This is a genomic window from Anaerotignum lactatifermentans, assembly GCF_016902535.1.
Taxonomy (GTDB): Bacteria; Bacillota; Clostridia; order Lachnospirales; family Anaerotignaceae; genus Anaerotignum; species Anaerotignum lactatifermentans_A.
The window spans coordinates 103612-117833 of record NZ_JACSNY010000004.1 but is presented as its reverse complement, the minus strand read 5'-3'; the positions used below and the strand labels follow the sequence as shown (position 1 = coordinate 117833).

Annotated in this window: 10 protein-coding genes and 1 tRNA gene; 5 read left to right on the top strand and 6 right to left on the bottom strand. The window is 47.6% G+C overall.

The genetic code is table 11. From position 1 onward, the window contains the following. Window positions 1–270: 270 nt before the first annotated feature. The 4 genes from H9X84_RS04580 to H9X84_RS04565 all read left to right on the top strand — a co-directional run bounded on the left by H9X84_RS04580 (window position 271) and on the right by H9X84_RS04565 (window position 4930). Window positions 271–1758 carry an Lsa family ABC-F type ribosomal protection protein gene (locus H9X84_RS04580; protein ID WP_205133112.1) on the top strand — a complete coding sequence of 496 codons (1488 nt, stop codon included), beginning with the start codon at window positions 271–273 and terminating at the stop codon, window positions 1756–1758. A 431-nt stretch (window positions 1759–2189) separates the two neighbouring features. Next, the gene (locus H9X84_RS04575; protein WP_205133113.1) at window positions 2190–2612 is read left to right on the top strand and encodes an RNA polymerase sigma factor; all 423 of its coding nucleotides are present in this window, start codon (window positions 2190–2192) and stop codon (window positions 2610–2612) included. 501 nt (window positions 2613–3113) lie between these two features. Continuing rightward, window positions 3114–3335: a helix-turn-helix domain-containing protein gene (locus H9X84_RS04570; protein WP_096920737.1), complete on the top strand. Its 222-nt coding sequence runs from the start codon at window positions 3114–3116 to the stop codon at window positions 3333–3335. Between the two features lie 83 nt (window positions 3336–3418). Next, window positions 3419–4930, top strand: coding sequence for a tyrosine-type recombinase/integrase (locus tag H9X84_RS04565; RefSeq protein ID WP_205133114.1), 1512 nt, complete (start codon window positions 3419–3421; stop codon window positions 4928–4930). 38 nt (window positions 4931–4968) lie between these two features. Here H9X84_RS04565 and H9X84_RS04560 read toward each other — a convergent pair. From H9X84_RS04560 to H9X84_RS04550, 3 genes are all read right to left on the bottom strand, one after another. Beyond that, window positions 4969–5053: transfer RNA gene (locus tag H9X84_RS04560), tRNA-Leu, on the bottom strand. 408 nt (window positions 5054–5461) lie between these two features. Further along, a complete protein-coding gene (locus tag H9X84_RS04555) occupies window positions 5462–5983 on the bottom strand; it encodes a peptidylprolyl isomerase (protein ID WP_205133115.1) in 522 nt (173 codons plus the stop codon). A gap of 82 nt (window positions 5984–6065) precedes the next feature. After that, entirely contained in the window at window positions 6066–6887 is an 822-nt protein-coding gene (locus H9X84_RS04550; protein WP_205133116.1) for a metallophosphoesterase, read from the bottom strand. A 183-nt stretch (window positions 6888–7070) separates the two neighbouring features. Between H9X84_RS04550 and H9X84_RS04545 the strand changes: the two genes are divergently transcribed. Beyond that, window positions 7071–8309, top strand: coding sequence for a DNA polymerase Y family protein (locus H9X84_RS04545; RefSeq protein ID WP_205133117.1), 1239 nt, complete (start codon window positions 7071–7073; stop codon window positions 8307–8309). A gap of 52 nt (window positions 8310–8361) precedes the next feature. Here H9X84_RS04545 and H9X84_RS04540 read toward each other — a convergent pair whose 3' ends face one another. The 3 genes from H9X84_RS04540 to smc form a co-directional block, all read right to left on the bottom strand. Next, window positions 8362–9120, bottom strand: a complete 759-nt coding sequence (locus H9X84_RS04540) for a suppressor of fused domain protein (RefSeq protein WP_205133118.1) — start codon at window positions 9118–9120, stop codon at window positions 8362–8364. 3 nt (window positions 9121–9123) lie between these two features. Next, the gene (ftsY, locus tag H9X84_RS04535; RefSeq protein WP_334298050.1) at window positions 9124–10110 is read right to left on the bottom strand and encodes a signal recognition particle-docking protein FtsY; all 987 of its coding nucleotides are present in this window, start codon (window positions 10108–10110) and stop codon (window positions 9124–9126) included. 524 nt (window positions 10111–10634) lie between these two features. Further along, complete coding sequence (smc, locus tag H9X84_RS04530; RefSeq protein ID WP_205133120.1) at window positions 10635–14204, bottom strand: chromosome segregation protein SMC; 3570 nt, start codon at window positions 14202–14204, stop codon at window positions 10635–10637. Between the last annotated feature and the right edge of the window lie 18 nt (window positions 14205–14222).

Here is a 14222-nt window from a genome sequence, read left to right as displayed (position 1 = left end):
GTCTACTTATGGTATATTGAAATAAATATTAGAGGTGAGGTGAAAAGATGATTAACTTTTCTTGCAAATAAATTGGAATATACAGTGATGCTGTGTTTTACAGTATCATTGTGCCCATTGCAAGAAAGTTAAAAGTCTATTCACTCGATATATTGTAGTTGTATCATTCTCGACAAGGAATGGTACTATTATGCTATGACGAGCTGCAAGAATTGGCTTTCTTGCAGCTCTTATTTTTTGTTCTTTATTCTCGGAAAGGAGGAATGCAATATGTCGATGATCCGAGTGGAGAACCTCACCTTTGCCTATCCATCCAGCTATGATAATATTTTTGAAAATGTCAATTTTCACATTGATACAGATTGGAAACTGGGGTTTATCGGTAGAAATGGCAGAGGAAAAACGACTTTTCTAAATCTCTTGCTTGGGAAGTATGAATACCACGGGAAAATACAATCCTCTGTGCAATTTGATTACTTTCCATATCCTGTTAGCGATAAAAACAAATTAACTACAGACATTCTCTCGGAAGTTTGCCCGATGGCAGAAGAATGGGAACTGTTGAGAGAATTATCCTATCTGGAAGTCCGTGAAGATGTACTTTGGAGACCATTTTTTACGCTTTCCAATGGGGAACAAACTAAAGTACTGCTTGCCGCTCTATTTCTAAACGATGGACATTTTTTGCTGATTGATGAACCGACAAACCATTTGGATATGAAAGCCAGAGAAACTGTTTCGGCATACCTGAAACGGAAAAAAGGGTTTATTCTAGTCTCTCATGACCGCTGTTTTTTGGATGGCTGTGTTGACCATATTTTATCCATTAACCGGTCAAACATTGAAGTGCAAAGCGGGAACTTCTCTACTTGGTTTACCAACTTCCAACGTCAACAAGAATTTGAACTCGCTCAAAATGTGAAATTGAGCAAAGAAATTGAGCGCATGAAAAAAGCTGCCCAACAGAGTAAAGGCTGGTCTATCGAGGTGGAAAAAACCAAGAATGGAACTCGAATCAGCGGTATAAAAGCTGACAAGGGCCACATCGGTCATAAAGCGGCAAAGATGATGAAACGCTCAAAATCTATTGAAGCGCGGCAGCAACGGGCAATCGGGGAAAAGTCCCGCCTGCTTAAAAATTTGGAGACAGTAGAAGATTTGAAGCTTACTCCACTGCTCTATTTTTCAGACACCTTAGTGACTTTCTCTGATGTTGTACCGATTTTTGATGGCAAAGATATATGCCAACCAATCTCGTTTGATATAAAACAGGGCGAACGCATTGTTCTTGATGGGAAAAATGGCTCTGGCAAAACAAGCCTTCTAAAGTTACTGATGGGGCAACAAATTGAACATCGTGGGACGGTTGCAATGGGTTCTGGAATGATCTTGTCTTATGTGCCACAAGATACTTCCATGTTAAACGGTTCTTTATCAGAGTTTGCAAATGCCAATCATATTGATGAGAGTTTGTTCAAGGCGATCTTACGAAAAATGGATTTTTCACGAATACAGTTTGAAAAGAAAATGGAAGATTTTTCGGCTGGGCAAAAGAAAAAAGTGTTGATTGCAAAAAGCCTTTGCGAGCAAGCGCATCTGTATGTGTGGGATGAGCCTCTAAACTATGTTGACATTTATTCTCGAATGCAAATTGAAAATCTGATTCAAGAGTTTTCCCCTACCATGATTTTTGTAGAACATGATCTGGCTTTCAGAAATGCGATTGCAACCCAAAACATACGCTTGACGGTCGGATAACAAAAGAGGGAAAGCCGAAAAATGGTCTTCTTCATGGCAGGTATGATATTCTGCTTTAGTTTTACAATTTTTTATGTTTCCCCCCAATAAAATAGAAATATAACATAAACTTTGGCGTTTAAGAGGTGAGTATCCAGAGATGTAGAAATATTGGAGGTTTTATGCGTAAACTGCTTGAAAAACAACAGCACAAGTTAAAAAAAGCCACCTAATTCCTCCAATATATTGTGTCGATAATTGCGAAAAATGTTGGAATATACAGAATAATATCGAGAATTGCGCCTGTGTGTCGTGCTGTCACACAGGCGCTTTTGCATTTGTGTGGGAAAAATCAAATCAAGACTGGCCTGAAACTATCCCACACTGTCGTTCTCCCCCCTCGTTTCGGCTCACCTGGCAGCTGACCCCGTGAACCGAAATGGAGGTACATAATGCAGAAGATTAATCTTCGGGAGCTTTATCCCGATGTTTATAAAACAGACACTTTTTTGGAAGTGACCGATGAAGTACAAGCGGTGTTCCTGGCCGATAAACGGGCCGAAGCACTCTACCTGCGGCAGATGTATAATTACAAAGCGCAATACTCTCTGGACTGTGACAACGGCATTGAGAAGGCTATTGTGCAGCGCCCGCCGACCCCGGAAGAAATCCTGGAGAACCAACAGCTCCGCGATCAGCTCTATGCTGCGGTGATGGAGCTACCGGACAAGCAGGCCAAGTGGATCTACGCCCGGTTCTACCTGGGTATGACCGTCAAGGAAATTGCACAAGCCGAAAGTATTGATCAGAGCTGGATCTATAAGAGCATTAAGCGCGGCTTAAAGCATCTGGCAAAAAAATTTGAGAAAGTTTAATTTACATGGCCAAAAAAACGCCGTTTTCTTCACTACTATTAGAAGGACAATCTTCACCTTCGTTAGCACATTGACAACCGAATAGACGGCATTTCTGGTACATAACCCATGTATGAGCGAATCAGGCGCGCCGCCAAGAAGGACAAGCCAAGGAGGTGATGAACAGGCTGTCCTGAGCGATCAACGCAAGCCTGAAACCTAGAGTTGGCACTTTGGGGTGCGATGACTGCATGGGGGCTTAAAGATACTTCCTCACGGCCTCCTAAAGACTTGGGGGGAACCCTGCGGCGCACGAGAAAAACGACGCTGCGGAGTTATGACAGCCGCGCCAGCGGAGACCAGGAATGTTCCCATCGTCAGGGGTGCGTGGCAAATGTGACGAATTGAAATCAAATTATAATACAGCAGCCGTACCGACTTGTAGGTTAGCATATACCCTCTACTTTATCGGTGCGGCTGCTTTTCTATTTTGACATTCTCCACGCTGAGGAGGTGTTCATTATGAGTATGTCAATATCTCAGAAAGACGCTTACAGCATGGTTTTTTCAAACTATCCCGATATTGTCAGCGTCGCACAAATGAGCAAAATGCTGGGGATCAGCGAGAAGTCTGCCTACCGATTGTTGCAGGAAAACAGCATTGAACATTTCCGCGTGGGCCGAACCTACAAAATTCCCAAACTTCACATATTGAATTACTTGCACATCATCAGACGAAGCTAATTCATATCCTTGCTACATTTACAGGGCGATGGTACGATGATACCGTCAACAGCGGGTGAATATAGCTGCTGCAAAAAGGAGGAATGATGATGGTAGCAGGCCACCTGAGAGAACAAAATGGATATTTCCAGATGATATTAAGCTGGAAAGGTGCTGACGGTAAACGAAAAAGCAAATCTATCAGCACAGGACTTGCCGTAAAGGGCAATAAAAAGCGGGCTGAAGCAATGCTGCTCAAGACCCGAAAAGAATTTAACCCCGAAAACCTGCTGGAAAACGCAGATGTGCCGTTTCACATTTTTTTGAGTAAGTGGCTGAAAGAAAATGCTTTTTCCTTTAGCCCAAGTACATACGCAGAATATGCCTACGATGTTAGAAGTCAGATTGAGCCTTTTTTTGAGAAGCATCCCATTGGTCTGCTCAAAATGACCGGACGCGATCTGGAGTCATTTTATCGCTATGAAAGGCAAGAACGCGAGGCTTCTTCGCAGGAGTTGCTGCAATACCACGAGATAATCGTGGCGGCATTTCAATACGCCGTTGAGTTGACATGGCTGAAGGAAAACCCTGTGGCTCATATCAACCCATGTGCAGATGAAGCCCCCATACTCTTTACCGATTTTATTCTGGAATGGCTGGAAATGATGAAAAGTAGTGTCGAGTTGACCACCTATTCATCCTATGCCAATTCCATCAAGGGAAGCATTGTCCCATACTTCAAAGACAAAATGCTTACCTTGCAGGACCTGGAGAAACACCCCAAGCACATTCAGGATTACTATCAATTTGAGCTTGGTAAAGGACTTACGGCTAATACCGTAATTCATCGCCACGCCAACATCCGTAAATGCTTGCAGTATGCGTTCCAGATCGGCCTCATTAAGTCGAACCCCGCTGACCGTGTAGAGCGGCCCCGGAAGGACAAATACCTTGCGACGATTTACAACCAGCAAGAGCTGGAAACTCTTTTCAAGACTGTAAAGGGAGACCCCATTGAGCTGGGCGTTATTCTTGCCGCATTTTACGGACTGCGGCGGAGCGAGGTAGTCGGACTGAAATGGGATGCGATTGACTTTGAAAAAAAGACAATCAGCATAAAGCATACCGTTACGCAAGTCAATGTGGATGGCAAGAACATCACCGTACAGAAGGACCGGACGAAAACAAAGTCCAGTTACCGGACCTTACCGTTGGTCCCGCCCTTTGAAGAACTGCTGCGGCGATTGAAGCAAGAGCAGCTTGTCAATCAAAAGGTATGCGGTGCTGCCTATTGCAAAGAATATCTGGATTATATCTATGTAAATGCAATGGGCGAACTTGTTAAACCAAACTTCATCACCCAGCATTTCGAGATTGTATTGAAAAACCACGGATTGAAAAAAATCCGTTTCCACGATCTCCGCCATAGCTGTGCCAGCCTTCTTTACGCCAACGGCGTCAGCCTGAAAGAGATTCAGGAGTGGCTGGGGCATAGCGACATCGGAACGACATCGAATATTTACACCCACCTTGATTATAGCAGCAAGGTTTCGTCGGCAAATGCAATTCTCGCATTTTACCCGGAAAACACCAGAGTACAGACTATCGGGCAGTAAAAAAGCCCTGAACTCTGGAAGTTCAGGGCTGAAAATTCTGGTGCCGGTGGCCGGACTCGAACCGGCACGGATTGCTCCGCCGCATTTTGAGTGCGGTGCGTCTGCCAATTCCGCCACACCGGCATTTATATTTTAATTCCCTGTGTCCTGCATATCTCTGATTTTGGAGGGATATGCGGGAGGGATATTAAAACTAAATGCAGTTATTCAGTTGAAAAGAAGCTGTAATTCCAAGGGTTTTACAAAAACGCCTGTGAATAGACGAACAAGATTTTGAGTCTGGTGCGTCTGCCAGTTCCGCCACAGCCGCAGATCAAACTGCTTGACTATAATACCATAATATGAACCCAAATGCAAGAGTTTTTTTCCAAGTACAGAAAAAATGTCATGAGGATTTGGGTCGTCCGCGCAGGAAAACAAGTTTCACCGTTATATTAAAAATTGCAAACTAATAGAGTCAGTCAGCCCCCTAAGAAAACAAGAAATCAAAAAGCCACATGTTTTCTTGAGGGGGCTGCACTGTTTCCGTTTTTACATTTTTTCAGGTTCGGGGTATGTTTCGCCAAAAGTATCAACGGTAACCTGTTCCATAACCTGATCTTCCAGAGGTCTGTCTCCACGGCTGGTTTTTGTTTCCGCAATACGGTTAACGACATCCATGCCTTCAATAACTTTACCAAAAGCGGCATATTGTCCGTCCAGATGAGGGGAAGTCTCGTGCATGATAAAGAACTGAGAACCTGCGCTGTTGGGGTGCATTGCACGTGCCATAGACAGTACGCCGGGTTCATGTCTCAAATCATTTTTAAATCCATTATAGCTGAATTCTCCACGGATGCAATAGCCGGGGCCGCCCATACCGGTGCCTTCGGGACACCCACCCTGGATCATAAAACCGCGGATTACGCGGTGGAAAATCAGTCCATCGTAAAAATGCTTCTGCACCAGAGAAATAAAGTTATTGACTGTGTTGGGTGCGATTTCGGGATACAGTTCCGCCTTAATCACGCCACCGTCTTTCATTTGAAAAGTAACAACAGGATTTTTTGCCATGATTTTTCATCCTTTCTTTTTTCTATGATTTCGCCCAAGGGCATCATCTTATTCTATCAAAATTTCCCTCCGCTGTACAGGGTCACTTGCTTCCCTTCCGCATCAGGGTGATTTCCACCAGTTCCGGCCTGTTGCCGATACGAAAAGGGAAAGAACTGTTGCCCAGGCCGCGGCTGACGACCATAGCTGTTTTGCCCTCGCGATACATACCTGCTGTATAGGCAGGCAGGAAGCCCTGATTCGGGGCAAAGACACCGTTAATGCCCGGCAGGCGGATCTGACCGCCGTGAGCATGTCCGCAGCAGATGAGGTCGATCTCTTCTTCCACGTATTCCTCGAACAGCTCCGGCCGATGGGAAAGAAGAATTTTAAAGGCATCCTCCTGTCCCTGGCACAGCATATGCAGAATACTGCGATAATGGGGATTTGCCCATTTATCTGTCAGCCCCAGCAGTACGATGGTATCGCCATCTCGTTCTATTACGGTTTTGCCGTTGTTCATAACTTTAACACCGGCTTTGGTCAGACGTTCCGCCAGTTCCTCAAAACGGCCGGATTGATGCTCATGATTCCCAGAAACATAGTATACCGGTGCCAGGTCTACAATGGCATCAATCAGTTCCATTGCCGCATCCAGGTTTGTGCGGTTTCTGTCGATAAGGTCTCCTGTAATTACGATCATATCCGGAGAGGAACATTCTGCACGATAGATCAGGTTTTTCTGTTTTTTTCCGAATCTCTTGTTCTGCAAATCAGAAATATGCAGAATTTTAAAGCCATGAAAGGCCTCGGGGACATCTCCTTTATAATACTGTTGGCTGACCATCAGCCCATTATCCTGCCAATATAAAAAAGCGCCTGCTGCCGCCGCGGCACAAAGAAGCTTTCCGCTGCTTTTATTCATGTTATCACCTGTTTCTTTAAATGGATTTCCAAATTTCACAAATCTTGTCTATTCTATTCCTCTTTATTATAAAAGTAAATCCTTTCTGTGACAATGAAAGATTTTTTTAAAATTTGCCGCATTGAGCCAAAAATCGAAACGTAGTATAATGGTGCAGAGGAAAATCGGAAAGGAGGCGGACGGATGAGCAGAGTGATATTTCATATTGATGTTAACAGTGCTTTTTTAAGCTGGACCGCGGTGCAGCGGCTGAAAGAGGGTATAGAGCCGGATCTGCGGACCATTCCTTCCGCTATTGCCGGGGACGACCAAAGCCGTCATGGAGTTATTCTTGCCAAAAGCACACCGGCAAAAAAATTCGGCGTGCAGACAGGAGAACCCATTGCTATGGCCCTGAAAAAATGTCCCCAGCTGCTGTGTTTTCCGCCGGACTTTCCGTTATATGCCCGTTCCTCGGAAAGCATGTTCCAAATTCTATCAGAATATTCCGACCGTTTGGAGCGTTTCAGCATAGACGAAGGCTTTCTGGACTATACGGGGATGGAAGCGCTGTTTGGTCCTCCGCAGGAATGTGCCCAAAAGATCAAGGACCGAATCTTCCGGGAACTGGGTTTTACCGTCAATATCGGCATCAGTTCCAATAAATTGCTGGCGAAAATGGCCGGGGAACTGGAAAAGCCGGATAAACTGCTGACCCTTTTCCCGCAGGAAGTGCCACAGAAGCTGTGGCCGCTGCCAGTGGAGGAATTGTTTATGGTAGGAAGAAAAACAGCGCCCAGACTTCATAAAATGGGCATATATACCATTGAGGATCTGGCGAAATATCCGCCGGCGCTTCTGGTACGCGAATTTAAGAGCTTTGGGATGACCCTCCACGCCTATGCCAATGGATTGGATGATACTCCGGTGGCCTCTGCGGAAGAGTCCCGGGAAACAAAGAGCATCGGAAACAGCACAACATTGCCTTATGATGTGACAGACCGGGAAACAGCCCATAAAATCCTGCTGGCACTGGCAGAGACAGTAGGAATGCGGCTGCGCTGCAGCAGCCTATGCGCGCAGGAAATTGCCGTTACCATCAAAACATCTGATTTTAGGGTGTATTCCCATCAAAAACAACTGCTTAACGCTGTGGACTGTACCAATGCTGTTTATGAAACGGCTCTGGAGGTGTTTGATGCCGCCTGGAAAAAAGAGCCTATCCGGCTTTTGGGAATTCGAGCCGGAAAACTGTGTCAGGAAGGCTGTGTGCAGCTGTCCCTGATGGAGGAGGACTGGTCCCGACAGAAGCAGGCTGATGCAGCCATGGACCAGCTGAAGCTGAAATATGGAAAAAAAGCGGTACAACGTTCTACTTTCGCCGGTAATGAGGAGAAAGCCTTTGAAGGCGGAAAAATAAAGATCCATCATAAAATCTTGTAATAAAAAGAAGCCGGAAGCAGTTCCTATACTGCTTTCGGCTTCTTCTCCTTTTTCAGGCTTCTGTTGCTTCGGTTTGTTCTTCAGCGCAGACATTGGGACGGTCCGGGAATACGATCATTCCAAAACCATTGATGTCCCCCATTTTCTGGAGCATAGCCTCACTGCCCGCTTCCTGCTGGAAGGCGATCTCCTCCCGATACAAAGGCAGCAGTGTGTAAAAGCTGATCAGAGTACCATCCTTAGCATGGAACATGGAAATATTCTCATGAAGGGAGGACAGCATGGTTCCGCACAGCTTGGTGGTTTTTTCGTCATAAGACACATACTGGTCGGAATTGGGAATCGTATGACCCCAGCCCAGCCATGTTTCATACTCATGAGGGAATCTGGCCAGATACTGCAGCAGGTCCACCGGCCACCAAAGGGAATTGTTCAAATCTTCCCCTTCCGACGGTTCCTCCAGCTTCCATTCCGCCGGCAGAAGCACCATCAGCTCCGCACGCTCCAACATCTGATATTCAGGATAAAATTCCTTTGGCAGCTTCATGGGCAACGCGCTCATACCAACAGTATAAAGAACATGAAAATCCTTATTGGTCGGTGCTTCCAGCATATGGATATCAATCTGCAAAAAATCGGAACGTTTATCGTAAAACACCTTTTCCTGACGATCCGGAAAGCATTTGAGCATATGTTTCTGGATCTCCTGACTATAAGGCGTTACATGTACCGGACGCTGTTTCTCCTGTTTTCTGGGCTCCTGATGATAAACAGCGGTTTGTTCTGTCTGTTTTTTCTCTTCCATAGACATTGCTTATTCCTCTCCTTCGCCAAACAACGCTCTGGCAAAATCCGCCGCGTTGAATTTCTGCAAATCCTCGATGCCTTCCCCTACGCCGATATAACGCACAGGAATCTTCAGTTCACTCTTGATAGCCACAACGATGCCGCCTTTGGCCGTGCCGTCCAGCTTTGTCAGGATAATACCGGTGATTTCCGCCACTTCCATAAATACTTTCGCCTGCTGCAAAGCGTTCTGTCCCGTAGTCGCGTCCAACACTAGGTACGTTTCCCTATGCGCCGCGGGATATTCCTTTTCAATGACACGGGAAATTTTCCGAAGCTCTTCCATCAGATTCTTTTTGTTATGGAGACGTCCCGCTGTATCACAGATCAGCAGGTCTGTTTTTTTGTTCTTTGCCGCATGAACCGCGTCAAAAACTACCGCCGCTGGATCAGCGTTTTCCTCATGCTTGATAACAGCAATACCCGCTCTCTGACCCCAGATCTCCAGCTGGTCGATGGCCGCCGCACGGAAAGTATCCGCCGCCGCCAGAAGAACCGTTTTGCCTTCCGCCTTGAAATTATGGGCCAGCTTGCCAATGGTAGTAGTCTTGCCTACCCCGTTAACGCCAATGACCAGCATTACAGAAGGAGAAGGCAGTGTTTCCTCCTCTTCCACATCTTCCTGCAAAATAGCGGTGATCTCGTCAATGAGCATCCCTTTGATAAGTGCCGGGTCTGTGGCACGCTCCCGTTTTACTCTCTGGCGCAGATTCTCCACAATATCCATGGTCGTCTGTACGCCCATATCCGCCATAATCAGAGCTTCTTCCAGTTCCTCAAACAAATCCTCGTCAATCTTGGTAAAGCTGCCCAGAACGGTATCTACGCCGCCCAGAATACTGCTTCTGGTCTTGTTCAGACCAGCCTTCAGCCGGGCAAAGAACCCCTTCTTTTCCTCTACGGGAGCCTCTTCCGGAACTTCCTCTGTCTGCGCGTCTTCTGCCGCTTCTTCCAACTGCTCCCCTACAAGATCCGCCAGTTCTTCCACAAACTGTGTCCCTTCTTCGGCTGTATCGGCTACAAAAACATCCTCCTCGGCTGTTTCCACCTTGACTTCACGTTCTGCGTCAGCCACTGCTTCCAATTCTTCCAGAACGGCCTCTTCCACATCCTCCATCAGCTGATCTGCCTCTTCCTGAGACGCCGGCACCAGCACATCCTCGGATAGTTCGATCTCCATTTCCGGTGCCTCCATCTCTTCCGCCGCAAGGTCGTCATTTTCCCGATAGAGGGTACCGCCGGCCTTTTCGTGGAACTCAATGTCTTCTTCGTCCATGATTTCATGGACCGCCTGATTGATGGCTGTGGTGGTGGAAAGATTTTCGTCCACATTCAGAATGATTTCGCCTTCCTCTTCCGCAGAATCAATGGTGATGCCGCCGATCTCCATCACATCTTCCTGCTTCTGCACGGAAGCAGGCGTTTCTTCTTTCTTCTTAAAAAAATCAAATAAACCCATGGTTCTTATTCACCTCAAACTTATTCTACAAATTCCTGCTGCTCCGCGAAATTCACGGAAATCAGCTTGGAAATGCCTTTTTCCTGCATGGTTACGCCGTACATTACATCAGCAAACTCCATGGTACCCTTTCTGTGTGTAATAACAATAAACTGTGTCTCCTTGGAAAACCGCCGCAGGAACTGGGCATACCGCCGTACATTGGCGTCATCCAGAGCCGCCTCGATCTCATCCAGGATACAGAAAGGCGAAGGCTTCATTTTCAATATGGAAAACAGTATGGAAATAGCCGTCAGCGCTCGTTCGCCGCCGGACAAAAGCTGCATATTCTGCAAACTTTTTCCGGGTGGCTGGGCTACGATCTCAATGGGTGAATCCAGCACCTTGTCCTCGTCACTCAGCCGCAAATACGCCTTGCCGCCGCCAAACATTTCCTGAAAAACGGCACTGAAATTCTCCGAGATCACTGCGAACTGCTCCTTAAACTGACGCTCCATCAGCTGTGAAAGCTCTTCAATGATACCTTTGAGCTTTTCCTCTGCCTCCAGAATATCCGCCTTCTGGGCAGAAAGGAAGGCGAACCGTTCCTTTACCTCCCGGTATCTGGCGATAGAGCCCGTATTGACATCTCCCATAGCCCGCATCTGCGCCTTCCATTCCTTCGCAAGGTGGCTCAGCTGACTGTAACTGCGTTCCTCCGCCTGGGCATATTCTCCAGCCGTCTGGTAGGTGATCTCATATTCCTCCCACATCCGGTCAAAGATCCTCTGGCGTTCCTCTGTGACCTTTTCCATTTTGGTCTCCAGACGGAAGATTTCATTTTTCAAACGGGATACGGTTTCCGCCTGTTCCTGCGCCTGTTCCTCGCATCTGGTCATTTCCTCCGCCAATACGGAAATCTGTGACGTTGTATTTTCCAGCAGACGGCTCAGTTCCTCTTCCTTCTGCCGCAGATTCTGGCCTTCCTTTTGCAGGTCGATCTGCTGATCCTGCCGCAGACCGCCGCTTTTTTCCAGCTCTTCCTTCTGGGATCGCAGTGTTTCCGCCTCCATTTTGGCTTTTTCCGCTTCTTTTTCCAGACGAAGAAGATTCTCTTGAGCCGCGGCAACGCTTTGACCGCTTTGGGAAATGGAAATCTTCACAGCAGTGATTTCCTCCTGAATAGAGCTGCGTTTTTCCCGCTCTTCCGTCAAATTTTCCTGGTATTCCGACAACGCCGCATTAAATTGCGCCATCAGGGCTTCAGAGGATGCCAGTCGATTTCTCCCGGCCTCCATATCCGCCTCAGCTACTGCCAGCTGGTCCTTCAACTGACCTTCTTCTACTTCCATCAGGCGAACTCTTTCCGCAGCTTCTTTCTGTTCTTCCTGGCTTTTTTGCTTCTGTTCCTGAGCAGAATGTAATGTTACCAACAGCTTCTGCTGTTCCAGTTTCTTTTCTACGATCTGCTCCCCAATCTCCTGCAAATCTTCCTCCGCCAGCTGGAGACGGTCCTTCATGGCCGCCGCCTGTGCCCGAAGATTTTCCATTTCCTGTCGAAGAGACGCGATCTCTCTGGCTCTGCCAAAGATCCCCGTTGTTTTGTTGGAGCGGGAACCGCCGGTCATCGCGCCGCCGGGGTTCATAATATCCCCCTCCAGCGTCACCATTTTATAGCGATGTTGATATTTTTTCGCTAACCGTACCGCCTCATCCAGATGATCCACAATGAGGATACGCCCCAGAAGATTGGAAACGATACCGTAATACTGGCGGTCAAAACGAACCAGCGAATCCGCGGTGCCTATTACGCCCTTTTCATCCAATATGGGCTGATGGCCTTCCAGCGGACGGGCCTTCACCGCCGTAATGGGCAGAAAGGTAGCCCGTCCCAGCCGATGCTCCTTCAAAAAACGGATGGCGTCTCTGGCATCTTCCTCCGTCTGGGTTACCACATTCTGCATGGCGCCGCCCAAAGCGGCCTCAATGGCCGTTTCATAGGCTTCTTCCACCTGCAATAGTTGTCCCACGGCACCGTGGATACCCCGCCGTTCTCTGTCCGGCAGATTCAGCAGGTTTTTGACGCTGTTGAAAAAGCCTTCATGTTCCTTTTCCATTTCAGAAAGCAGGGATAATCTGGACTGCTTCTCGGAAATGAGCCGTTCCTGTCGGGACATCTGACGTTCGGCATCCTCTTTTATCTCCGCCGCATGCTGGCTGTCCTTTTCCAGCGTATCCAGTTCTCTGGAAAGGAATTCCATAAATTCCCGACGTTCTTTTTCCTGTTTCTCCAGCACCTGCAAATGAACACTCATTTCCTCCAGACGGCCTCTGCCATGGGCCAGTTCTTCATCCAGCTGTTCTTTTCTGGCAAGAAACTGCTCCTTCATGGCCTCCTGTTTGGCGATCTCGCCCTTGGCCTCTGTACCGATCCGGATTTGCTCAAAGATCTCATCCTTAAAGCTTTCCGCCTTGCTTTCCTTCTGACTGAGCGCTGTTTCCAGACTGCTGCTTTCTTCTTCCAGACGATCCAGGCGTTCCTGCTGCTGGTTCATGGTCATATGCAGAGCCGTGATGCGGCTGCGGCAGATTTCCTGCTCTTTTTTGGCTTCTTCCTGCTGACGCAGACGCTCCAGGATCTCTTTTTCCACCCGGCTCATGTTATCAGCATCGTGCTGCATCTGTTCCTTTGTCAATCGAACCAGGCCCTCGTTCTTCTCAATATCCGCCTTTACCTGCGCCACATCCTCATTGATCCGCCGCAGAGCTGCTGTTTGTTCCTCATACTTCAAACGCAGGCTCTGCGCTCTTTCCCTGGCGGTTTCCTGCGCCGCAGCGGACTCCATACTCTGGCTTTCCGCGTCCGCTTTCTGCCGGGTCAGACGTTCCATTTCTGTTTCCAGCCGGTTGGCGTCTGTGCGGAACATGGAAATTTCCGCGTCCTTCAGCTGTTCCTTCAGGCGCAGATATTCCTCCGCCACACGACTCTCCTCTTCCAGCGGCTCCAGCTGACTTTCCAGCTCAGAAATAATATCCTCTACTCTGGTCAGGTTCTGTTGTTCCTTTTCCAGTTTCGCAACAGCCTCATTCTTTCTTGTTTTATATTTGACGATACCGGTGGCTTCCTCAAAAATACGACGGCGTTCCTCTCCTTTGGCATTGAGGATCTCATCAATCCTCCCCTGTCCAATGATGGAGTAGCCTTCCCGGCCCACCCCCGTATCCATGAAAAGCTCCTGGATATCTTTCAGGCGGCAGGCGGCACCATTGATGCGGTATTCGCTCTCGCCGGAGCGGAATACCCGCCGGGTCACCTGCACCTCTGTATAATCAATAGGCAATTTTCCATCCTGATTGTCAATGACGATGGTTACATCCGCAAAGCCCTGAGGCTTGCGGTTCTCCGTTCCGGCGAAAATAACGTCTTCCATTTTATCGCCTCGCAGGCTCTTGGCCCGCTGCTCGCCTAAAACCCAGCGCACCGCATCGGATACGTTGCTTTTTCCGCTGCCGTTGGGCCCAACCACCGCCGTTATCCCCGGATTAAACTCCAGCTTGACTTTTTCAGGAAAGGACTTAAAGCCCTGTAAATCCAATCGTTTTAAATACATTTCACACCTCGTTCCATT